General features: G+C 28.7%; 17 protein-coding genes. 7 read left to right on the top strand and 10 right to left on the bottom strand.

Annotated elements, in window-relative coordinates; genetic code table 11:
- Positions 1-89: 89 nt before the first annotated feature.
- The 3 genes from ON24_RS05360 to ON24_RS05350 form a co-directional block, all read right to left on the bottom strand.
- A complete protein-coding gene (locus tag ON24_RS05360) occupies positions 90-1,355 on the bottom strand; it encodes a UbiD family decarboxylase (RefSeq protein WP_040682188.1) in 1,266 nt (421 codons plus the stop codon).
- Between the two features lie 177 nt (positions 1,356-1,532).
- Positions 1,533-2,564: a 5-(carboxyamino)imidazole ribonucleotide mutase gene (gene purE, locus ON24_RS05355; protein ID WP_040682187.1), complete on the bottom strand. Its 1,032-nt coding sequence runs from the start codon at positions 2,562-2,564 to the stop codon at positions 1,533-1,535.
- Between the two features lie 323 nt (positions 2,565-2,887).
- Positions 2,888-4,486 carry a DUF2142 domain-containing protein gene (locus ON24_RS05350; protein WP_040682186.1) on the bottom strand — a complete coding sequence of 533 codons (1,599 nt, stop codon included), beginning with the start codon at positions 4,484-4,486 and terminating at the stop codon, positions 2,888-2,890.
- A 431-nt stretch (positions 4,487-4,917) separates the two neighbouring features.
- On the opposite strand from ON24_RS05350, the gene ON24_RS05345 reads away from it, so the two are divergent.
- Both ON24_RS05345 and ON24_RS05340 read left to right on the top strand, forming a co-directional pair.
- Positions 4,918-5,862 (top strand): glycosyltransferase family 2 protein, encoded by a 945-nt coding sequence (locus tag ON24_RS05345; protein ID WP_040682185.1) that lies wholly within the window; start codon positions 4,918-4,920, stop codon positions 5,860-5,862.
- Positions 5,863-6,253: 391 nt separating this feature from the next.
- A complete protein-coding gene (locus ON24_RS05340; RefSeq protein ID WP_040682184.1) occupies positions 6,254-8,029 on the top strand; it encodes a glycosyltransferase in 1,776 nt (591 codons plus the stop codon).
- 751 nt (positions 8,030-8,780) lie between these two features.
- Here the strand turns inward: ON24_RS05340 and ON24_RS09455 are convergent.
- Entirely contained in the window at positions 8,781-9,401 is a 621-nt protein-coding gene (locus ON24_RS09455) for an Ig-like domain-containing protein (RefSeq protein ID WP_040682183.1), read from the bottom strand.
- A gap of 490 nt (positions 9,402-9,891) precedes the next feature.
- On the opposite strand from ON24_RS09455, the gene ON24_RS09450 reads away from it, so the two are divergent.
- Positions 9,892-10,032 carry a hypothetical protein gene (locus ON24_RS09450; RefSeq protein ID WP_236254926.1) on the top strand — a complete coding sequence of 47 codons (141 nt, stop codon included), beginning with the start codon at positions 9,892-9,894 and terminating at the stop codon, positions 10,030-10,032.
- Between the two features lie 509 nt (positions 10,033-10,541).
- Here the strand turns inward: ON24_RS09450 and mmp11 are convergent.
- The 4 genes from mmp11 to rfbD form a co-directional block, all read right to left on the bottom strand.
- Entirely contained in the window at positions 10,542-11,474 is a 933-nt protein-coding gene (mmp11, locus tag ON24_RS05330) for a methanogenesis marker protein 11 (protein ID WP_040682182.1), read from the bottom strand.
- Positions 11,475-11,575: 101 nt separating this feature from the next.
- Positions 11,576-12,001: a 6,7-dimethyl-8-ribityllumazine synthase gene (ribH, locus tag ON24_RS05325; RefSeq protein ID WP_016359267.1), complete on the bottom strand. Its 426-nt coding sequence runs from the start codon at positions 11,999-12,001 to the stop codon at positions 11,576-11,578.
- 356 nt (positions 12,002-12,357) lie between these two features.
- Positions 12,358-13,686 (bottom strand): UDP-glucose dehydrogenase family protein, encoded by a 1,329-nt coding sequence (locus ON24_RS05320; RefSeq protein ID WP_040682181.1) that lies wholly within the window; start codon positions 13,684-13,686, stop codon positions 12,358-12,360.
- Positions 13,687-13,910: 224 nt separating this feature from the next.
- Complete coding sequence (rfbD, locus tag ON24_RS05315) at positions 13,911-14,744, bottom strand: dTDP-4-dehydrorhamnose reductase (protein WP_040682180.1); 834 nt, start codon at positions 14,742-14,744, stop codon at positions 13,911-13,913.
- A 141-nt stretch (positions 14,745-14,885) separates the two neighbouring features.
- On the opposite strand from rfbD, the gene ON24_RS05310 reads away from it, so the two are divergent.
- Positions 14,886-16,142: a nucleotide sugar dehydrogenase gene (locus ON24_RS05310; RefSeq protein ID WP_040682179.1), complete on the top strand. Its 1,257-nt coding sequence runs from the start codon at positions 14,886-14,888 to the stop codon at positions 16,140-16,142.
- A 343-nt stretch (positions 16,143-16,485) separates the two neighbouring features.
- Here ON24_RS05310 and ON24_RS05305 read toward each other — a convergent pair whose 3' ends face one another.
- Positions 16,486-18,045, bottom strand: coding sequence for a DUF2142 domain-containing protein (locus ON24_RS05305; protein ID WP_040682178.1), 1,560 nt, complete (start codon positions 18,043-18,045; stop codon positions 16,486-16,488).
- Between the two features lie 186 nt (positions 18,046-18,231).
- Between ON24_RS05305 and ON24_RS05300 the strand changes: the two genes are divergently transcribed.
- From ON24_RS05300 to ON24_RS05290, 3 genes are all read left to right on the top strand, one after another.
- Positions 18,232-19,479 carry a 3-isopropylmalate dehydratase large subunit gene (locus ON24_RS05300; RefSeq protein ID WP_040682177.1) on the top strand — a complete coding sequence of 416 codons (1,248 nt, stop codon included), beginning with the start codon at positions 18,232-18,234 and terminating at the stop codon, positions 19,477-19,479.
- A gap of 12 nt (positions 19,480-19,491) precedes the next feature.
- The gene (locus ON24_RS05295; protein WP_040682176.1) at positions 19,492-19,980 is read left to right on the top strand and encodes a 3-isopropylmalate dehydratase small subunit; all 489 of its coding nucleotides are present in this window, start codon (positions 19,492-19,494) and stop codon (positions 19,978-19,980) included.
- Positions 19,981-20,109: 129 nt separating this feature from the next.
- On the top strand, positions 20,110-21,231 hold the full coding sequence (locus ON24_RS05290; protein ID WP_050553564.1) for a glycosyltransferase family 2 protein: 1,122 nt from the start codon (positions 20,110-20,112) through the stop codon (positions 21,229-21,231).
- Positions 21,232-21,256: 25 nt separating this feature from the next.
- Here ON24_RS05290 and ON24_RS05285 read toward each other — a convergent pair whose 3' ends face one another.
- Positions 21,257-22,801, bottom strand: a complete 1,545-nt coding sequence (locus ON24_RS05285; RefSeq protein ID WP_050553563.1) for a DUF2142 domain-containing protein — start codon at positions 22,799-22,801, stop codon at positions 21,257-21,259.
- Positions 22,802-22,815 lie beyond the last annotated feature (14 nt).

Raw genomic sequence — 22,815 nt, 5'->3', positions numbered from 1 at the left:
TTAATATTATAGATTATGAAACTTTGACTTGATAAAATAGTATAAAATAAAAAAATTGCATAGATTAAAAAAAATAGTATTGAGTAAGTTTAGAATTCGGAAAAACTTACTCTTTCAAATTTCTCGGGATGATTAATATCCTTGGTAGCATCAAGACCTATTTTGGTAGTAGTACCGTCAGGTAATGCTTTCGGATCTAGGGAAGAACCCCTTGCTTTAGTTACAACCATTAAATCTTCATCACCTTTAACCCTTGTAGCTATTGCATATTCCACATCCTCAGGATTAAATATATCAATATCATCATCAACTACAACGCAATGTTTTAAGGATGGGTGTGCAGAAAGCGCAGCCATTAGGACATTCTTACCGTCACCCTGTGTCTGTTTCTTGATTTGTACCACTGCATGTAACCAACAGCAACCTCCCTCGGTTAGGGCAACATTTTGGACTGTAGGAACTGTGTTTTTAACATGTTCAAATATTCTAGGCTCCTGTGGAAGACCTTGTAGGAGTTTGTGTTCAAATCCTGCAGGAATAATTGCGTGATAATAGGCGTTTTTCTTAAGATGCATTTTGCTTAACTTTATGACTGGCTCCTCTCTTACAACATCATAGGTATCGGTTAAGTCTACGAATGGACCTTCTTTTGATCTTTTATTGTGGATGATTTTTCCCTCAAGAATAATATCCGCTTCAGGAACCTTTAAATCTGAATTTTCACATTTTAATAAGGTCAATTCACCATTTTTAAATGCATTGGCAACTTCCATCTCATCGGAATCAATAGGTATTGAACAGGTACTTGCAAGTAGGATTGCAGGATCTAATCCAATACAGATTGTAATATCCAAATCCTTACCTAATTCCTCTGCTTTATGGAAATAGGTAAATAAGTTTCTTGGTACAAGTCTAATTCCTAAAGTATTACTATTTTTTACAAGCATTCTATGAATAGAGGCATTTTGGACTCCGGTCTCAGGGTCACGTGCAAACACAACACCTGCTGTAATATATCTTCCACCATCTTTTTTATAGTGTTTTAAAATTGGTATCTTATTTAAGTTTGCATCATAACTTATATAATCATCTAAATCCTTGTAGTTTTCAACTTTAATTGGATTATCGCATGCCTTAACAATTGTTTGAAGAATCTCATCCTTTTTGCAGTTTATTGATTGGGCAATCTTTTCCCTTGTATTACAGATTCCACTTATTACCGGAATACGATGATGTTTGACATTAGTGAATAAAACAGTATCCTTCGGATATTTCTTTAATATCTCTACTATTTCATATTCAGTGTCCACTTCATCGTTGATTTCTATAAGATTTTTATAACTATTTAATTTCATAGAATCACTTTTTTTAATCATTGTTATAATTTATAATCAGCTACCTTTATCTAATATTTTTAGGTTTGAAGATTTAATAAATAAAGAAATTTTCAATTTACCTGTGGCAAATCTTTTTTTTAAAATATAAATTAGCTCTATATATTATTCTTTGAATCATCTTTAATTTTTATCACATTATAAATTAGCTGCCTTATATTTTATTCTTTTTAAGTTATCCTCAATATTTTTATCGCTAATACTTAGAATTTCTCCAGCTAAAATAGCACAGTTACGGCCATTATTAATTCCAACTGTTCCAACAGGTGCACCAGGTGGCATACTTACCATTGAAAGTAAGGCATCCTTTCCTTCGAATTCCTTGGAACATGGAACACCTAATACAACCTTTTCACTGGAACCTACTATAGAACCTGTAACCTGTGAGGATAATCCATTAACACCAATAAATATTTTAACATTTTCCATTTTCATCATATATTCTTGGAATTTCTTAGGATGTCTGATAGGGCTTACAACTGATAAATCATATGATATTTTCATACGATCAAGTAAAGTGGATATTTTCTTAGCAATACTCATATCAGAATGGCTTCCAGCTATTACAGCTACATCAGGACATTCATCAGGTGATAACGCTTCAACATCTAAGTTTTTATTGTCATTGTATTCAATATCATCAAAGTCGTCTACTAAAAAGTCTTTTTGAATATATTCACCATTTAACTCTTCTAGCAATTCCTTTTCACTATTATAAACCTTGTTTTTATAACCTGATCTTAAATCATGAATATTTGCTCTCATATTTTTATCATATGTTGCAATGATTTGCCCTGCAAGGATTGCTGCATTATCTCCCCTATCTATTCCAACAGTAGCAACCGGTGCTGGAAACGGCATTTGAATACTTGCATATAATGCGTCTAATCCGTCTAATTTAGCTTCAACAGGTACTCCGATAACAGGTTTATGTGTAAATGATGCGATAACTCCAGGTAGGTGTGCCGCCATACCTGCAATTGCAATAAATACTTCAATTCCATTTTTTGTACCTTGGAGTACGTCATGTTTAACTTTTTTATAGGTTCTGTGTGCTGAAGAAATCTTAAAATCATATGGTATCTTTAATTCTTCTAATTTATCTATACATTTTTGAGCTATTTTAATATCTGATGCAGAACCTAATATTATCATTACTTTTGGTTTCATTCTACCACCTTAATATTAAAAATAAAAATAAAATTTTTATGAAGACTAACTATTTAATAGTCTTAGTTGATTAATAAATTTTTAATAATAATATTTTGTAAGATTAAATATTTAATATTTTAATGGATTTAGAAAAATTTCAGGAAAAAGCATAAAATTTATGAAAAATTTTTAAGAATTTATTTTGTTAAAAAATTGGACTATAGAATTAAAGTAATAGAAAAAGTATTAGATATATTTATGAAAAATTTTTAAGAATTTATTTAGTTAAAAAAATTAGATTATTGAGTTAAAATTATAAAAAAAGTAGGTATATATTAAATTTAATAATATAAAACTACTGTTAATATCTGTAGACAGGATAACAGTCCGATAATCACAATGTAGGTTAGAAGATTTATGTTGTCTAACCTTTCTTTTGTAATGTGTTTTCTTATTCTTTCACCATATCTTGTATTTTCACTATTAATATTCAGTATAAATGGAAGTAATATTAGCAGTGGTATGAAGTATCTTCCTTGAACTCCTTGAATTCTAAGTGATCCTACAGGTGTCCAGGTTAAGTATTGTATTAGGAATAATGCAATATATATGACTAAAAATACTAAAGCGGCAAATAATCTTTTATTTCTACTTATCTTATATTTTATTGGATATAGAAAGCTTATAACTCCATAGTATACTAAAAAGATTAAAGCCAATATTGAAGATTGATATACACCATATTTTCCCTGCCAATCACAGAATCTGAATAAGTCTTTAAATACATACCATGTTTTTGATAAGATGTCACTCATCACTGCCGTGAAATATTTTACACTGGAAAACATGAATTTCAACTGTAAAACCGTGTCAATATTTAATTTCCGGGCCCTAGGTCCCCTATGTGATCTTCTCATATTCGGCATTGAATAGGTTACATTCCATAGGACTCCTATTATAAATATCAATATTATTCCAATTAAAGCATATTTGAAGTAGGATGGAGACTCGTAGTTTTCCCTTGGAATAATTAGGGTTAAACATGCAAATAACAATAGTGGCGGCTTGATTAATCCTACAAGCAGTACTAAGATATAGAATATTATCAAGTTTTCCTTACTTACACTGGCCTTCTCTGTCTTATACATTGAGAAGAAATATGCCATTAAAAGCAGTGAGAAACAATTGATAAATGCATCTGAACTTACAGTCGTGGCCTCATATATGGTAAATGGTAGACATGCTATCATCAACATCGGAACCTTTAGTATCGGTGTCTTTTTAACAGCATATGATGCCACACATGCATACATGAGAAGGTTCATAATACCTCCTAACCAGAGTACCCATATATTTGTAAGGTTCAATTCCTTAGCTAAAAATGCTCCAAAACCCTGAGGCAGATAGGCATAAAATGCATTCTGAGCAAATGCCGCTTCAACCAGATGTGAACTTTTATTTATTGGTTTGTCATCTGTTGCAGATGAGAATATTGTTTTAAATCTTGTTTTCTCATCAAGTGCTACAACATAATCATTAACAATATACCCTCTATGGGAACCGATCTGTTCATAGTGGGGGATGAAAACACCCTCTGAGGTTAAATCCGTTCTTGCTAAATGTTCATCCTCATCACAGCCAACAAGTATTGGTGATAATACTAAGGTTATAATTCCAAACACTATAATAGTCACGAAAGCTATTCTATGTATCTTCTCTTTATTACTATTTCTATATAATAATAGGATAATACCTATTAATATAAGTAAAAACAAGGTAATTACTTCACGCTTTACAGAAGCATGATGGTTATAAGCGAATAGTTGAAAAAGTGAAAATGATAAAATCATTATTACATATAATAATAAATACCATTTGTTTTTTTCAAGATTGTTTAATAGACTTATTAAGTTAAGCCTTAAAGAAGAGTTTTCCCCCATTTTTCCACCAAAAATCACACAAAATTAAAATCATCAATTATTATATATTTTAGAAATTAATAATATTAAAATTATTGTATTTTTTTTAACTTAAAAATTTCTAATTATATTTTTTAATAATGCCTAGACGGAATTTAGGAATTCTTTAACATATTCCAATTATATTTAATTAAATAGATACATTAATCATTATCTTTAATTAAGTTTGAATAAATATAAGAGATTAAAATTTTTATAAAATAGGTGAATAAACTCATGTCTTTTTCATGATTTTTAGAATTTATACTTTAGTTGTACAGATAATAATTGGACTATACTTTTCTATTTTATCTTGTAATAATTCATTTCAATACCTTATTTATTTTTATATAAAAAAATTTTTATTAAATAAAATACATAAATAATTAAAAATTTAAGGGTTTTGTGATTTAATGAGAACGGTTATTTTGATTCCATGTTATAATGAGGCAGTAACTATTAAAAAGGTTATTAATGACTTTCAAAGGGTAATGCCACATGCAGATATCTATGTCTATGATAATAATTCCACAGACGGTACAGATAAAATAGCGAAAGCAGAAGGGGCAATTGTAAGATATGAATATAGACAGGGAAAGGGTAATGTAGTTAGATCAATGTTTAGGGATATTGATGCAGACTGTTATATTATGGTAGATGGTGATGATACTTATCCTGCTGAAGCTGCTCCTGAACTAGAAAAGGAAATATTGGAAAAGAGAGCAGACATGGTAATTGGAGATAGACTATCCTCTACATATTTTACCGAGAATAAACGTCCTTTCCATAATAGTGGTAATATCTTTGTTAGAAAATCCATTAATAAAATCTTTGACAGTGACCTACATGACATTATGACTGGAATGAGAGCATTTGACTATGACTTTGTAAAATCATATCCAGTCCATTCTAAGGAATTTGAAATAGAAACTGAAATGTCCATATTTGCTTTAAATCACAATTTTAAACTTGTTGAAGTTCCTATTGATTATAGGGATAGGGCTGACGGTAGTTTCTCTAAATTAAATACTTTCAGTGATGGTTTTAAAGTTATAAGAGTTATTTTATCATTATTTAGAGATACTAGACCTTTGTCTTTCTTTTCATTAATGACATTAATTCTTTTAATTATTGCATTTGCTTATTTCTATCCTGTGTTGATTTCTTTTTTAGATACTGGTACGGTTTTAAAAATACCTACATTAATTTCCGTAGGTGTAGTATTCTTAACTGCTGTAATGATATTCTTAAGTGGTGTAATATTACATGTTCTTAAAAAACAACATGACCAAAACTTTGAACAACATTTAACATTAATTCGTCTTGCAAGAGATGCCGGCAATAAGAAAGATAATTAGATTTTTCATTTTCTTTAATTTCCACCTTTCTTAAATATCATTTTAAACTTTGCCGTTTTTTTAAAGTATTCCATTATTGTTTTTTTATTGTTATAATGCTTTAAATAATATTTTTTCATAAAAAAGGCATCTAATATTCAATTCTATTTTTTTAATTCTATTTTTTAAGGGTTGTTTCAATTGGAATGAATCTGTCTTGTTTTCTATCTAATTTTTATTAGACCTTTATAATTTTTAATTCTAATAAAATCTAATTTTAATAGTATTTATATAAAAGTTAGGATATTTTTATAAAAGATTATTTTAATAAATAAGTTTAATAATAAATTATTAATGGGGAAATTTAATCATTTTCTAAATCCATAATTAAAAGATTTAAAGAGGTTTTTTCTTGTTTAACTTTAGAAAGTCTTCTGATTCTAGTTCTAAAAACTTAACTGTTGATGTTGTAATACCTGCATTTAATGAGGAAGAGTCTGTTGCTACTGTAATTGGTGTTATAAAACAATTGGATTATATTCACGAAGTAATTGTAGTAAATGATGGTTCTACTGATAATACAGAATCCGAGGCTAAATCCGCTGGTGCCCGTGTAATTAATCATAAAGTTAATAAAGGTAAAGGAGCAGCTATTAAAACAGGTGTAAATTCTTCTAAAGCAGATATTATCGCTTTTATAGATGCAGATATTAAAAATTTAACTCAGGAAAAAGTAGATTTGATTATTAAACCTATTCTTAATGGTGAAACAGATATTACAAAGACTAAGTTCTCAAGGGAAAGTGGCCGTGTAACAGAACTTACTGCAAAGCCTCTTTTAAATTTTTTCTTTCCTGAGATTAATTATGATCAGCCATTAAGTGGTCAATTTGCTGCAAAACGTTCAGTTTTAAATAAACTTAATTTTGAAAGTGATTATGGTGTTGATGTTGGTATTGTTTTAGATGCTGATGTTAGAGGAATTAAAATCATGGAAATTGATATTGGAGATATTCAACATGACATGTCTCCATTGAGTGATTTACATGAAATGGCCAATGAGGTTGTAAGAACAATCATTACACGTGCTATGGATTATGGACGTATATCAATGATTGATACCTTGGGAAACTATATTAGAATGTCCATTTTAGGATTAACATTAGCTATTTTAGGTCTGTTTTTATTGTTCTTTGTTCCTCAAGTACCTTATCAATTAAGTGTAATATTTATTTTCTTAGGTATTATATTGGCTATTATTTATATAATAATACTGATTTTAAGGTCGATAACAGTATTTAGGAAAGCTCCAACCAATAAAAATGTTCTGGTATCCTTTATTAAAATGCATTTTCCAATTATCATAGTATTCTTTGTATTGATTTTAATGATATCTACATTTATCTCTGCAGCTACCATTGGAGATAACGGACAGATATCTATTGAGGCTACATCAAGAAATCTTGTAATATTTGGTCATGGATCTGATAATCATATCGCTGTTAGAGGTCCCTATACTGTGGATAGTGCAATAGAGAATGAATCAGATATTATTAGAATGCCGTATCAAGCTTTGCAAACGCTGCAAATGAATTATGGAGATACTGTCTATATAAATGATGATGTTTACTCAATAAATAAAACAAGACAGAATGAGGATAATACTCTAAGGGTTTCAAAAGATTTGAGAAGACATTTGAATATTAGAAGTGGGGAGATTATACCGAATTCTCATATTGCTTCAACATTTAATGGAGCTTTAGTTCATCACACGGTCCGTGCTTTGAATATCTCTGATCTGTCTTATAACATAACTGAAAACTATAATGTTGAGTATAAATCTATTAACGCATCAACATTTGATATTTATATAGATAATCATTATATTGCAACAACATCAGCAATATTTGAAGAAAATAAAACCTATGAAATCGATGTAAATGGTGAATTGGTAGGTACATTTACAGTTGATAACATTACAAATAATCGTACTTTCCAATGTGACTATGGTGTTCATAGCATAGAGTTAAGATCTAAAGGTGACACATCATCTGTTAGAAATGCTGTTGATACTAATGATGGAACTTTCTTGAGTTTTGTTTTAACAAATCAAACAACAAATAGTACTAATATTAATAACGGTTCCAATGAGGATTATACTACTACAGAAACAGATGACAATCAATAAGCTTTGATTATTTTATATAAAAAATCATATAAATTTTAAATTTATTTTATTTCTATCTCTTTTTTCTATTTTTAGGATTTTAATTAAACTATTTTTTTGTTTAAAAGCATATTATTGATCTTTGTGTCTTGAATCTTAAATCGTATTTAAAATAGGTCTTAAATTTTTTTTGTGATATGTATAGATATAGATGGAGTGTTCTATTTTTTTGTAGATTTCATTAGTTCTTTTTAAATTGAAAATCTTTATCGATTATTTTAGTTTTAATTATTTTATATTGGATATTATTTTGGATATCTTTTATTTTATTTTAAGAAAGTTTTCATGCATCTATGATTTATAGTTTTTTTAAAATCTAATTTGGTCTTTTTTTATAAAAGGTATGGTCAAGGCAATGGAAAAATCCAATAAAAAAGGTATCATATGATTAGTTCATGTTTTAAATATTATTTCATATGTAAAAATGGAATTTAAAGGGTCCAAAATTAGTTTTTATAAAATTAAATAACTTTTAACAAAAAAACCTAATATTTAAAATTTCAGTGATTAAATGTAAAAATTAATTTTATTAAATTTTTAAAATGCTATTAAATTTTATTATATAAAATTAGTGATATGGGTTTTAAATGTGATTTAATTAAATATAATAAGTCTTTAACCTTTTTCATAGGTGATTGAAATATTAAAAATTTTTATTTAAAAGAAATAGAGAAATAGTCAAGTTAATGACTATTTTAAAAAAATCTAATTTTTATCTTCTTACAGTTATCTTGCTGTTCATTGTCTTAGCATTAAAGGTACCGTCACCTGCAAATGCAGTCTTAATAGTATAGGTACCGGTTCTAGTAAATCTAACTTTTAAGGTGGCTTTACCATTCTTGTCGGTCTTTAAGGTATATGTCTTACCATTAACAGTGACCTTTAATGTTCTACCAGCAGCATTAACATAGGATGATTTACTGGTTGCCTTAACACCCTTTAAATTAAAGGTTAAGGTTCTGTAGGATCTTACTTTAACAGGTTGAGTTCCTTTAACAGTGATAGCTGTAGGTTTTTTAGTGACTGTAATCTTGTTTACAACAAAACTACCATTACACTCATCGTCACCTAAAAACGCAGTAGCAAAAGTATAGACACCTGCATTTGGAAGATTAATTTGAAGACGAGCACTACCGTTTTCATCGGTTGTACGGTTATAAACCTTACCATTGAAACCAATACTAATGTGTTTGCCAGCTAAAGCATTACCTTCAGAATCCTTAAGTGCAACTACAAAGTATCCACCACGTTCACCCTTAACATAATCAACAGCAGTCTGATTAAAATCAGAGGATATAATTTGACTTGCAATTCTTTCTGGTTTAGGAACCATTACAACATGTTCTGAGGAGTTAGTTCCTATGTAATTATTGTTACCACCATATATTAAGGTAATATAATTATTTCCTGTTAGATTATTGATTTGAGCATTACCGTTTTCATCAGTAACTAAAACAGTGCTAACTGTAGTATTATTAACTAAATAACTAATATCTGCATTACTAATAGGATTACCATTAGCATCAACTAATCTAACAATAATATTAGCTTTATTATCAAAACCAACATTAAGTTTAGTTGTAATTGGTGAAACTTCAAATTCAGATTTTCCATTAGCTGATGTATAATTATCGTTTCCAATGTAAACTACATTAACATTGTAGGTACCTGCTGAAAGATTACTGATAACTGCTGAACCAACACCGTCAATTATTGTGATATTATATTCAGTGTTGTTGATTGTTAAAGTGATGGTATCATTTAATCCTGTATTGTTTACTCCAGTTAATGTGGCTGTTACAGTCTCATCATTACCATAGCTTATGTCAACTCCTGTAACAGTGATTGCTGGTGAAGCTTTTCTTACTGTAAATTCTGCATATTTACTAGTTAACTCTGTATTATCTGATTTTAAACTTGCAATTACAGATTTTCAGAATTGCTTTATGAAAAAAATTAAATAATCTAAAAATTAATAAAAAACCTTTTTTTAAATATTAGAGTAAAAACTGAAATTCCCCCTTAACGTACATCAATAAAAAATGTACAATTTATAATAAATATCTTAACATTTTTAATATTTTCTAAAATGATTTGAAAATATCCATATAACATTTAGTAAAAGTAGATAAAATTAATTAAAACAATTAATTTTTTAAAAATTGGGATTTTAAAGTAAATTTTTTTGAATAAAATAAAATTTAATTCATATGGGATTTTAAACATCTATACAAAAAACTATAAGACTTGTATAAAACTAGATTTCACTGATTTGATTTTTTAAGTTTATAAATATTTTATAATATTTGATGTACTATTTAATTGTATTTAAGACATTAATTAACCGTAATAGAGTCTTTAAATGAATGGTTTCTAAATTGTTAACTAAGTATTATATGGTTATTTGAATTTTTTATAACTCTGGCTAATTTTAAAAAAAGTAAAAAGTAAAAAATAGAATATAATTATTTAATTAATTATATATTTTAACAGCCTCATCAGGATCGTCATATAAACCTAAAGCTGCAAGAGCGCCAATCTTTCCATGGTCTCCTGTAACTGCAATAAGATCTATACCTAACTCATCTGCTATTTTCTCAGATGTCTCTACATCCATCATACCTGTTTTTGTTTTATGTGCATACTTTCTTAATTTTTCAGGTATCTCAATTCCGGTTTTAACTGCAATTGATGTTTCATTTGATAGTGTGTCCCTTTTAAGAAGTTCAACTATTCTGTTGATAAGTTTATCCTTATCCTCCTCTTTTACTGCAAAGGTCAGTGCAATTGAAACACAATTTTGAGTTTTATGAGGATTCTTAGGGTATAATTGACATATAACATGGTCCAAGTATTCAAATCCTTCCTCTTTTAATTCCTCACCAATGTTATGTGCCATGGTCCAGGTTGCACCTTTATCTTTTATATCGGTATCATCTATACCAATAACAACTTTCTCAAGTTTTGGAGTAACTACAACTGCTTTTCCTAGTTTAGAGCCTCCACCTTCTTTTAAAAGTTGGATATACTTTACTCCGTCACCCATACCTCTGCACATTGCAGCTCCAACACCTGCACCTGCAAGTCCTGCATGGGTTACTTTAACCTCATCGCCATCTGCCTGAATCTCTTCAATTCCAGCAGCATTATAACTTGCTTTTAAATCCAGTGGTGATTTACCAACTTTTCCAATAAATATATGTTTGTTTCCATCACGATATGCTTTTTTAATCAATGGACTACTATGCTTATATTGGTTTACTAACCAATGTGATCCTGATATACATGAATGATACTCAACAATTTCAACTGTATCATTATCTACCATTGTCAAAACTTTCTTATATGGTGCTATCCAAGGGTCATCATATCTTTTTTTTAAATCTTCAGGTTTTAATATTTCCATAGAATCATCTAAAAATAAATAATATTTAAAAAAAGCTTTTTTTATATAAATAAAATAAATTGAAAGAAAATTTTTCAATTTTCAATAAGACAAATTAAAGTTTATTCTTCTTCAAGTTCTTCTAATCTATCTAAAAGTTTAATAGCTGCTTCTACAGCTTTTTTACCATAGTCAATACGTTTATGTGCATCAAGTCTTGTCATACCTGGACCACTAATACCTAATGTTACAGGTTTATCATAATCTAGGGATAAGTCAGTAATTTTACGAGCTGCATGTTGTGCTACTATTTGGTCGTGGTCTGTTGCACCTTCAATTACAGAACCTAATGCTACAACAGCATCAATGTCATCCCTTTCAAGTAATTTTTTAATAGGCAGAGCCATATCAAATACTCCAGGTGCAATAAATACTTTAGTAATTTCACTACCTCTTGATTTAGCCTCTTCTTTAGCAAGACCTAACATACTTTGATTAATATCAAAATTAAATTCAGCAACAACTGCTCCAATATTATATTTTCCCATTTTATACTCTCCTTTATTTTTATAATTTATTATACCTTAAAATATGGATTAAATTTAAAATATTCTATTTTTTAAAATAAACATAAATTCAAATCTAAATACCTTTCATTAATATGAAAAATAAAATTTATTTAAACTACTAGTATTACGAAATATGCTACACCACTTAAGGCCATGATTAAAATAATAAATAAAGCTGCCCATTGTATTTTAGTCATATCATTACCTCATAATTTTTAATAAATTAAATTATTCTTAATATATTATTATTTTATATAATAATTATATATTAATATTTTATATTTTCTAGAAAACCTTAAGTTTTTTCCATATTAACTTCTTCTAATCTTTTAGTATTAATCTTTAATACCTATTTGATAATGTTTAAATCCTAATTTTTTAAGTTTCTCATTATTATATTGGTTTCTTCCATCGAATATAACTGGATTTTTAAGTATTTTCTTGATTTCTTTAAAATCAGGAGTTCTAAATTCCTTCCATTCTGTTACAAGAATCATTGCATCTGCGTCAACTAAAGCATCTTTCTTGTTGTTGAAATATTCAATATTTTCATTATCTTTTAGATATTTCTCTTTAGATTCTTCCATAGCTTTAGGATCATATGCCTGGATTTTAGCTCCTCTTTTAGTTAATTCATTGATTAAGGTTATGGAACTTGCCTCTCTCATATCGTCAGTATTTGGTTTAAATGAAAGGCCCCATACACCAAAGGTTAAACCACTTAAATCCTCTCCAAAGTGGTCTACAACCTTTCTAACTAAGGATAATTTTTGATTGTAGTTAACATCCTCAATCGCTTTTAAAAGTTTAGGATCTAATCCATTTTGTTCCGCAATACTGATTAATCCTTGAACATCCTTTGGGAAACAACTTCCACCGTATCCACATCCGGCATGTAGGAAATGGCTTCCAATTCTTTTATCTGTTCCGATTCCAATGCGGATGTCCTCAATATTTGCTCCGGTTTTCTCACAGATATTTGCCATCTCATTCATAAAGGATATTCTAGATGCAAGCATAGCATTTGCCGCATATTTGGTAAGTTCAGCACTTTTGATATTCATGAATAAAATGTTTTTATTGTTATCTGTAAATGGTTCATACAGTTCTTCCATTATTTGATAACATTCCTCGTCCTCATATCCGATTATTATTCTATCTGGGAATAAACAGTCATGGACTGCAGAACCTTCTTTTAAAAATTCAGGATTAGATATCATTTTAAAATCGAATTTTTCCCCTCTTTTATCTAATTCCTCATTAATGATACTTTTAACCTCATCAGATGTTCCTACTGGAACAGTTGATTTAATAACGACATAACAGTCATGGTTCATATACTGTCCTATCTCAGATGCTACGTTATAGACATAGGTTAAGTCACAACTACCGTCCTCACTCATTGGTGTTCCAACTGCAATATAGTATATATCGGATTTTTCTAGTGATGTTTTGGTATCAGTTGTAAATGTAATATTCCCTTTGTTTTGATTATCAATAACCATATCTGCAAGTTGTGGTTCGTAAATAGGTATAATTCCTTTTTTAAGATTATTAATAATTTTTTTATTGACATCTACACAATAAACTTGATTTCCCATTTCTGCAAAGCATGTTCCTGTAACAAGCCCTACATATCCTGTTCCGATAACTGTTAATCTCATTTTTAAAACCTATTTTAATTTAATAAATCATTTTATTAAATGATTGTAATTTATGCAATTGTTTTGTAATATATAATTATTATATATAATATTTCATATTTATCATTTAAAATTAATAAACTTTATACATTAATATAATTTTTAATTATAATTAACTTTTATAAGATTAATTGAAGTGGAGATAATTTAAAGATATATGATTAATAAGTTTTACATTGGCTCTGTTAATATAAATTTAAATATTCGTCTAAGGCATCTTCATAATTTCTCAGTTCTTCAAATCCGTTGTTTTTCCATTTATCATGGGATAACACTGAATAATGTGGTCTTGGAGCAGGAGCTGCAAACTCCTCACTTGTAACAGGCATGACATTAATATCGATTTTTTTCTTTTCAAATATTAGCTTTGCAAATTCGTACCAGGTAGTGCTTCCACTGTTTGTTAGATGATATGTTCCATATTTATTTGATTTAATTAACTCATATATTCCTTTAGATAAATCCTTTGTAAATGTTGGTGAACCTTTCTGATCATTTACAACTGTTAAGGTATCATGGGTTTTTGCAAGTTCTAGCATTTTTTCAATAAAGTTGGGACCATTCTTTCCATATAACCAGGCAGTTCTTATAATAAAATATTTATCCAGGATATTCTCAACATTTTCTTCACCTTTAAGCTTGGATTTTCCATATATGCTTATAGGTCCTAATTCATCATCCTCTATAAGTGGTCTATTGTTATTTCCTTTAAATACATAATCTGTACTAATATGTGCCAATGTAGCATCAATTTCTCTACAAGCCAGGGCTAAGTTTTCAGGTCCCTCAGCATTTAATTTATATGCCAAATCCTTCTTGGTTTCACACCCATCTACATCTGTCATAGCAGCACAATTAATTACTATCTCCGGTTTATATTCTTTTATTTTTTCCATTACTTGGTTTCTATCAGTAATATCTAAAGATTCATGATTTGTTACAATTAAATCTTCGCTTTTAAGTACCTCCCTTAAATCGGTACCTAGCATTCCGTCTCCACCAGTAATTAAAATTCTCATATTAGCACCATTTACAGTATTATTAAAATTTATTCAAAAATATATTTATCTTACTTAATATATAATTAATAATATTATAATTAAATGATTTTTTTAATAACTAATTTTATTTTTATTTAGTTTTACTTAAGAAGTGATATAATGAAAGTTTGTGTAGTAGGTCAAGGATATATCGGACTTCCAACAGCAGCATTATTTGCAAAGAATAATTGTGACGTTTTGGGAGTAGATGTTAATAAAGAGATTATTAAAGACTTAAAAGATGGAATTGTTCACATTGAAGAACCAGGCATAAGCGAAAGTATTAACAATGCTTTAGCTGAAGGCCGGTACCATGTATCTTTAAAACCTGATAAGGCAGATGTATTTATTATTACTGTACCTACTCCATATGTTGTCGAAGATTTAAGCTGTGATTTAAGTTATGTTATAAGTGCTTGTAAATCTATTCTTGACTATCTGGAAAAGGGTAATACAGTTATAGTTGAATCAACTATTGCTCCAGGATCTACAAACGATATAATCAAACCAATATTTGAGGATGCTGGATTTACCATTGGGAAAGATTTATATCTAGCACATTGTCCTGAGAGAGTACTTCCAGGCCAAATTATGTATGAACTTGTAAACAATAATAGGATTATCGGTGGAGTAACTGAAGCCTGTACTGAAAAAGCTGCAGAGGCTTATGGGATATTTGTAAAAGGTAAATTGTTAAAAACAGAGGCTATAACTGCAGAATTGTCCAAATGTATGGAAAACACATATCGTGATGTCAATATTGCACTTGCAAATGAACTTACTAAAATCTGTGAGAAGATTGGGGCAAATGCACTTGATGTGATTAAACTTGCAAACCAACATCCTAGGGTCAACATTCATAATCCAGGTCCAGGTGTAGGTGGACATTGTCTTGCAATAGATCCATACTTCATATATTCTAAAGCACCTGATACCGCTAAAATCATTAAGCTTGCAAGGGATACCAATAACAGTATGCCACAGTTTACAGTAGATAATGCTAAAAAGATTATTCAAAACTATACCGATGAATATACTCCTAAAATCGCAATCCTTGGAGTTTCATATAAGGGTAATACTGGAGATACCAGGGAAAGTCCTGCATTTGAAATCATATCAAAACTTCAAAAGGAGGGTTATAAGATAGGAGTCCATGATCCCCATGTTGAAGATGAAAGTTATCTATCACTTGAAGATGCTTTAGACGGTGCTTCACTTGCATTGATACTTGCAGATCATGATGAATTTAAAGATTTAGATTATAATCTATTTATTGATAAGATGGAAGATTCGATTATATTCGATACTAAAGATATTATTAAAGATGTTCCAGACGAGATAACTCTCTTTAATTTCGGAAATCTTTATAAGATTTAGATTTACCCATCATTTTTTAATAATTAGTATGGTACTTTATTTTAGAATATAAATTTATTATTTCTTTAATTTTCATAGATAGATTTTATAAGTCTTACTTTTTTTAATTTTTTTAATTTATTTATTATTTATTGCTAATTTTTCAGAAAATCTTATTTAATTAAACTATAATTTATCTGGGCTTAATACCTTTAAGAATATTATATTAAAATTTTTTCTATGATTTAAATTATTAAAAATTTTTATCGGAAATTAAATTTTTAAATGAACTTTAATTAATAATTTTTAAATAAAAAATTAAAAAGAGTTATTGATTAAAAGGTTATAAGAAAAATTTTATAATCTAATAGTATTTCATGAATAATAAAAGTATAAGTGAACTTAAAAATGATATTATAAATGTAACTGCTAAAATATTGTAGTTATTTTTTATAAAATCGAATTTATTACTTTTTAAGAGTTTATTATTTGAATTAAAACTAAATATAATTAATAATAAAGCTATCACCGGTATAAAATATCTTCCTTGAACACCTTGAATTTTAGGTAATCCTACTGTTGTCCAGGATATATATTGAACTATATAAGTTCCTAAGGCTATTAATAAGGTAATTATTAATAACTTTATTTTATCTTTTTTATTTAATCCCTGTTTTGGTGAATATGTGAAAATAAATAATAAAAGTAATATGAAAAGTGCAATCACTAGAAAATATGATTTAATTGTTGTATATGTTCCGTGTCCAAAACTAAATAATGATTTAAATGCTTTTATAAAATTCATTGGATTAAATAATATTTTTAAAAAATTTATTGGATGATTAACTATATATAAGATTTGTAATTTTGAATTCACATTTTTTCTAAGGAAATAACCATATCTCCATGAGTAATAAAGCATTTTAGTTGCATATCTACTCCAAATTAGTGTAATTGCAGATACTATTATAAAACATAATCTTGATAAATGCTTTATTTTCGGTGTTTTGAATTTGTTTTTTGGTATTAAAAATATTAGAAGTATTAATGCAGCATATGTTAGTTTGCATAGCCCACAGAGTGCTGTTATTAAAGTTAATATACCTATATTTTTCCAGTCTACTGTATGATCTTCTTTTTTGTATAAATATAAAAAGTAAGTTATTGATAATAAGGCTAATGCAAAAATCATTCCGTCAATACTTGTTGATCCAGCTTGATATATTGAGAGTGGTAAACATGCTGTTAAAAGTAGAGGAATCTTATATATTGGAGCCTTTTTTATAGCATATGAACAAATTATTGCATAAAATATTAAGTTACATAATCTTCCAAGCCATAACATCCATATATTATTCAGATTTAATCCTTTTGCAATATTTATTCCAATTGCTTGTGGAATATATCCATAAAAAGGATTTTGAGCAAATGCACTACTTACATATTTTTTAGTATAATTTATTTTTTGATCGTCCCATTTTGTTTTAAATACAGTTTTATTTCCCATTTTACTTACTTTAAGTTCTCCAACAGACTGAATTGTAAGAAAATGATTATAAGAATCTAATGATTTATTATATATTTTTGTATTTAAATCTCCATGGGATACTATTTCTGAACGTGCAAAATGTTCTTGTTCATCACTAATGGATATTATTGGACTTAAAAACACACACATTACTCCAAAAACTAATATTATAATTAGAGCAATCTTATGTAATGGGAGATTTTTATTTGTTATAAATAGTAAAATAAAGGATCCAATTATTAATAATACTAAGAATACTAATAATGTTGCTTTAATGTTAAAATTGGTTTCTTTTGTTTCATAAAATATAAAACTTAATAAAAATAGCCCGTATATTATAAAAAACCATTTTAAATTGATAATATTTCTTTTTAATCCTTCTATTTTTAAATTCATAATGTCACCTTATTCATATAAATATTGAATTATATTATTAATAATCCTTTACATTTTTTAGATGCTTTTAAACTATATTTATAAAAACAAATAAATTAATATTAATAGAATAATAAAAAATTAATTATTTTAATTGACTTTATAATTTAAATATTTTTTTAAATCAATTTATGGAGAAAAAAAATTATGTCTATGACAATGTCTGAAAAGATATTAGCTAAGGCTTCAGGTAAAGATAAGGTTGAAGCTGGAGAAATTGTTATGGCTAATATTGATATCGCTATGATTCATGATTTAACAGGTCCTCTTGCTGTAGAAGGATTTGAAGAAATCGGTACTGGAAAGGTATGGGATAAGGATAAAGTTGTTATTCCATTCGACCATCAGGTACCTGCTGATTCAATTACAGCTGCTAACAATCATATATTTATGAGAAAATTTGCAAAAGAACAGAACATCACTAATTTTTATGATGTAAATCAAGGTGTATGTCACCAGGTACTTCCTGAAATGGGACATATTCGTCCAGGTGAGGTTGTAGTAGGTTGTGACTCACATACCTGTACCCATGGTGCATTAGGTGCATTTGCAACTGGTATTGGATCCACTGATATGTCTATGGTTCTTTCAACAGGTAAATTATGGTTTAAAGTTCCTGAGACTATCAGATTTAATATTACTGGAGATTTAAAAGAGAACACCTCTGCAAAAGATGTTATATTACACATTATTGGTAAGATGAGGGCAGATGGTGCTACTTATAAGGCATGTGAATTTGTTGGAGATACAATTGAAAACATGAGCATATCTGATAGAATGGTATTTTCAAACATGACCGTTGAAATGGGTGGAAAAGTAGGTTTATGTGAGGCAGATGAAAAAACCAAGGAATACCTAAAGGGTAGAACAGATAAACCTTATGAAATCTTTAAGACTGATAAGGATGCAAACTATGAAACCGTAGATATAGACGTATCTGATTTAGATCCACAAATCGCTTGTCCAAATCATGTTGATAATGTTAAAGACGCAAGTGAGGTTTCAAAACATGTAGACCAGGTATTCTTAGGTTCATGTACCAATGGAAGAATTGAGGATATGAGGGATGCAGCAGAAATCCTAAAAGGAAACAAGATTGCAAAGGGTACAAGAATGCTTGTGATTCCTGCTTCCCGTGAAGTTTATTCTAAATGTTTAGATGAAGGTTTAATAAAAATATTCGTTGATGCTGGTGCACTTGTTACAAATCCATGTTGTGGTCCATGTCTAGGTGGACATGTAGGTCTTATTGGACCTGGTGAGGTAAGTCTTTCAACATCAAACAGAAACTTTAAAGGAAGACAAGGTAGTCCTGATGGTGAGGTATACTTATCATCTGCAAAGGTTGCAGCTGCTTCAGCTATTAAGGGAGAAATTTCTTTACCTGATAATTAAGGAGATAATAATATGGAAGGAAAAGTATGGAAATTTGGAAATGATGTTGATACTGATGTTATTTTACCTGGAAGATATCTAATCTATACTGATGAGGAAACATTATCTAAACATTGTATGGAAGGATTAGATCCTAATTTTAGTAAAAAAGCTCAAAAAGGAGATTTCATTGTTGGAGGAACTAACTTTGGATGTGGTTCATCTAGAGAACATGCACCTATTGCAATGAAAGGTTTAGGTATTGGTGCTGTAATTGCAGAATCCTTTGCAAGAATCTTCTATAGAAACGCTACTAATATTGGAATTCCACTTATTGAAGCTCCTGGAATTGCTGATAAGGTAAAAGATGGAGATATAATAGATATTGATATGGAAAAGGGAGTAATTAAAACCTCATCTGGTGAAGAGGTTAAATTTAAGAAATTACCTCCATTCATGTTAAATATCCTAAATAGCGGCGGATTAATTCCTTGGTTAAAGAATAATATTGATGATATTTAGATATCATTAAATTAAACTTTTAATTAAGAATATAATTAATTAGAGCTGTTTTATAAATAAAAAGGAAATTTTTTTATTTTAAACTATTTTTTATTTTTTTTACTATTTTGTAAAATTAGGTTGGATAACATGTCTGATTTTAATCAGGGGATATCTATAATTGTTCCTACTTATAAAGGAGAGAAATACATTCTAAAATTATTGGATTCATTAAAGAATCAAACTTTGGATAAGAATCTTTTTGATGCATTATTTGTCATAAATGGTGAAAGGGACAATTCTGAGAGTATTATTAAAAAATTTAAAAGTGAGAATACTGATTTAAATATTGAAATAATGGAATCCCAGAAAGGGGTGTCCAATGCTAGAAATTTAGCCCTTGATACTATTAATAGGGAATACTGTATCTTTATTGATGTTGATGATTATATCTCCTATAATTATCTTGAGGAATTATATAAACATCGTAAATCAAATAGGATAGTTCTCGGTAATTTTTTTAATGTGGATTTGAATGGTAATCTGTCTAAAACCTATTTCAGTGACACCTTACTTGAAAACAATGGATTGTTCCATTTATATGACTTTGATGTAAATCCCTTATTGATTACAACAAATAAACTTGTTCCTACTATTTATGCTAATAAGGTTAGGTTTAATCCTAATCTATATAATGGGGTGGATCTGGACTATTTCTTTAAACTATATTCCAAATTCGATTTTGAATTCTATATAGTAGACAATGAAAGGGAGGCCATTTATTATAGGGTCCTTGTTCCAGGTTCTATATCTAGGCAGGACATGTCATTTCAGTTCAATGTTGTAGATAGATTGAAAGTAATGAAATCCCTTGATAATACATATAGGAAATCCAAAGATAAAGAGAAGATCTTTAAACTTCTAGATTTTATTGTTAATGTGGGACAGAAGAATTTCATAGTTAGATATATTGAAAAACATCCTGAAGATTATTTTAAAGCGTTATATGAAATAGAGTCATATCATATTGAAAACTTCGATTATCTAAGATTTTTCAAGTGTCTAGATTCTCTGGATGTTAATACTCAGGATAATATAAAAGATATTAACAATTATATCTATAATCTTTATAAAAAAGGGAATACATTTAAAAAAGAAAATCAAAAGCTAAAAAAGGAGTTGGATTTTAAGAATAAACTTTTAAAAACAAGACCATATAGACTTGCAGCTTCTTTAAGAAGGATGGCCATGAAATTAAGAGGTAGACAGTAGATTAAGATTGTCTCTTGATTAGTATTTAATAAAATTTCATAATTGTTAGAAGTATCATTGAGGATATAAAACCTATCATCATTGTTATTACTAATAATTGACTGTTTTTTTCGTTTTTATTACTTTCTTTAAGTCCAAATATCATTGGTCCTAACACTAAAAGGGGAATAAAGTATCTTCCAAAGACACCTTCAATCCTTGACATTCCGACATTACACCAGGTTAGATATTGGATGAGGTATGTGCCTATAAAAATTAAGAGTCCAATAAAGAAAAGACCTATTTTTGATTTTCTATCTAGTTTGATCTCCTGTGGATATAAGAAGGATAGGATTACATAAAAGATTAGAAATGTTACAACTAGAAATGTAGATGTGTATGGCGGTAAATTACCAAATGAGAAATATCCGCTAATTACGTTTATAAGATTATCTGGTGTAAACAGTAAATAAAGTGAGTTCAACGGATGGTGTGCCATATATGTTAATTGACCTGATATGTTCACATTGTTTTTTATGAAATAGGTGCCTCTCCATGAATTTAACAAGTGTTTAGTTGCATATAGTTTGGTCCATAATAAATCGATTAAGATTACACCTATAAATCCAATGATCCTTGAATATTCCACTTTTCTGTCCTTGAAGTTGTCTCTTGGGACTAGAAATACTAGAACCAGTAACCCCATATAGGTTACCTTTGTAAATCCACCAATAAGAGAGATGATTAAAAATGTTAATAGATTTTTATAATCTAAACTGTTTTTCTCGGCTTTGTACATGTATAGGAAATATGCTATTGTAAGGATTGCAAAACTATTTACAGTTGCATCAATACTTAATGATGCAGCTTGATAAATTGTAAGTGGAAGGGTTGCAGTAATAAATAGTGGAATCTTAAATATTGGCGCTTTTTTAATAGCATATGAACATACAAAAGCAAACATTAAAAGATTAGCTATTCTTCCAAACCATAACATCCATATGTTATTCAGATTTAATCCCTTTGCAATATCTATCCCGATTGCCTGCGGGATATATCCATAAAACGGATTCTGACAAAATGCAGAGGAGACATAGGTTGTGGTGTAGTTTATGGACAGATCATCCCAATTGGTATTGAATATGGTATTTCCGGTATTCTTATAAAGTGGGCTCATTGAGGCAATCGTTTCATATCCCTTAGCCTCATATCCACTCTTGTTTGAATTAGGAATATCTACATAATTTGGAAATAGTTGGCCTTCTGAGGTTATCTCAGATCTCCAGAAATGTTCTGTCTCATCACATACCGTTACAATAGGTGTAATGAATACACAGCATAATCCGAAAATCAATATAACTATGAAGGCTATTTTATATAGGGGAAGATTCCTTTTAGATATAAAAACTAGAATAAAAGATCCAAGTATAAACAAAAGTATTAATGAAATTGATGTAAGCTTAATATTGAAATTAGTTGTCCTCATCTGATATGATAGAAATGATAATAAAAATATTAAATATATTGTAAAAAACCATTTAAGGTTTTTAATCTCCATTTTTAATCCACTTAAATCATTAGTATCAAACATTAAATCCCTTTACA

Origin of the sequence: Methanobrevibacter boviskoreani JH1, assembly GCF_000320505.1 — an archaeon.
Classification (GTDB): Archaea; Methanobacteriota; Methanobacteria; order Methanobacteriales; family Methanobacteriaceae; genus Methanarmilla; species Methanarmilla boviskoreani.
This window is presented reverse-complemented; position numbering and strand designations above follow the sequence as displayed.

Excerpts from the sequence above, each read along its gene's own strand:
- ON24_RS05350 (WP_040682186.1), bottom strand. The coding sequence starts at position 4,486 with ATGGGGGAAAACTCTTCTTTAAGGCTTAACTTAATAAGTCTATTAAAC.
- ribH (WP_016359267.1), bottom strand. The coding sequence starts at position 12,001 with ATGGGAAAATATAATATTGGAGCAGTTGTTGCTGAATTTAATTTTGAT.
- ON24_RS05300 (WP_040682177.1), top strand. The coding sequence starts at position 18,232 with ATGTCTATGACAATGTCTGAAAAGATATTAGCTAAGGCTTCAGGTAAA.
- ON24_RS05305 (WP_040682178.1), bottom strand. The coding sequence starts at position 18,045 with ATGAATTTAAAAATAGAAGGATTAAAAAGAAATATTATCAATTTAAAA.
- ON24_RS05310 (WP_040682179.1), top strand. The coding sequence starts at position 14,886 with ATGAAAGTTTGTGTAGTAGGTCAAGGATATATCGGACTTCCAACAGCA.
- ON24_RS05285 (WP_050553563.1), bottom strand. The coding sequence starts at position 22,801 with ATGTTTGATACTAATGATTTAAGTGGATTAAAAATGGAGATTAAAAAC.
- ON24_RS09450 (WP_236254926.1), top strand. The coding sequence starts at position 9,892 with ATGTCAACTCCTGTAACAGTGATTGCTGGTGAAGCTTTTCTTACTGTA.
- rfbD (WP_040682180.1), bottom strand. The coding sequence starts at position 14,744 with ATGAGAATTTTAATTACTGGTGGAGACGGAATGCTAGGTACCGATTTA.
- purE (WP_040682187.1), bottom strand. The coding sequence starts at position 2,564 with ATGAAACCAAAAGTAATGATAATATTAGGTTCTGCATCAGATATTAAA.
- ON24_RS05360 (WP_040682188.1), bottom strand. The coding sequence starts at position 1,355 with ATGAAATTAAATAGTTATAAAAATCTTATAGAAATCAACGATGAAGTG.
- mmp11 (WP_040682182.1), bottom strand. The coding sequence starts at position 11,474 with ATGGAAATATTAAAACCTGAAGATTTAAAAAAAAGATATGATGACCCT.
- ON24_RS05345 (WP_040682185.1), top strand. The coding sequence starts at position 4,918 with ATGAGAACGGTTATTTTGATTCCATGTTATAATGAGGCAGTAACTATT.
- ON24_RS05320 (WP_040682181.1), bottom strand. The coding sequence starts at position 13,686 with ATGAGATTAACAGTTATCGGAACAGGATATGTAGGGCTTGTTACAGGA.
- ON24_RS05295 (WP_040682176.1), top strand. The coding sequence starts at position 19,492 with ATGGAAGGAAAAGTATGGAAATTTGGAAATGATGTTGATACTGATGTT.
- ON24_RS05290 (WP_050553564.1), top strand. The coding sequence starts at position 20,110 with ATGTCTGATTTTAATCAGGGGATATCTATAATTGTTCCTACTTATAAA.
- ON24_RS09455 (WP_040682183.1), bottom strand. The coding sequence starts at position 9,401 with ATGGTTCCTAAACCAGAAAGAATTGCAAGTCAAATTATATCCTCTGAT.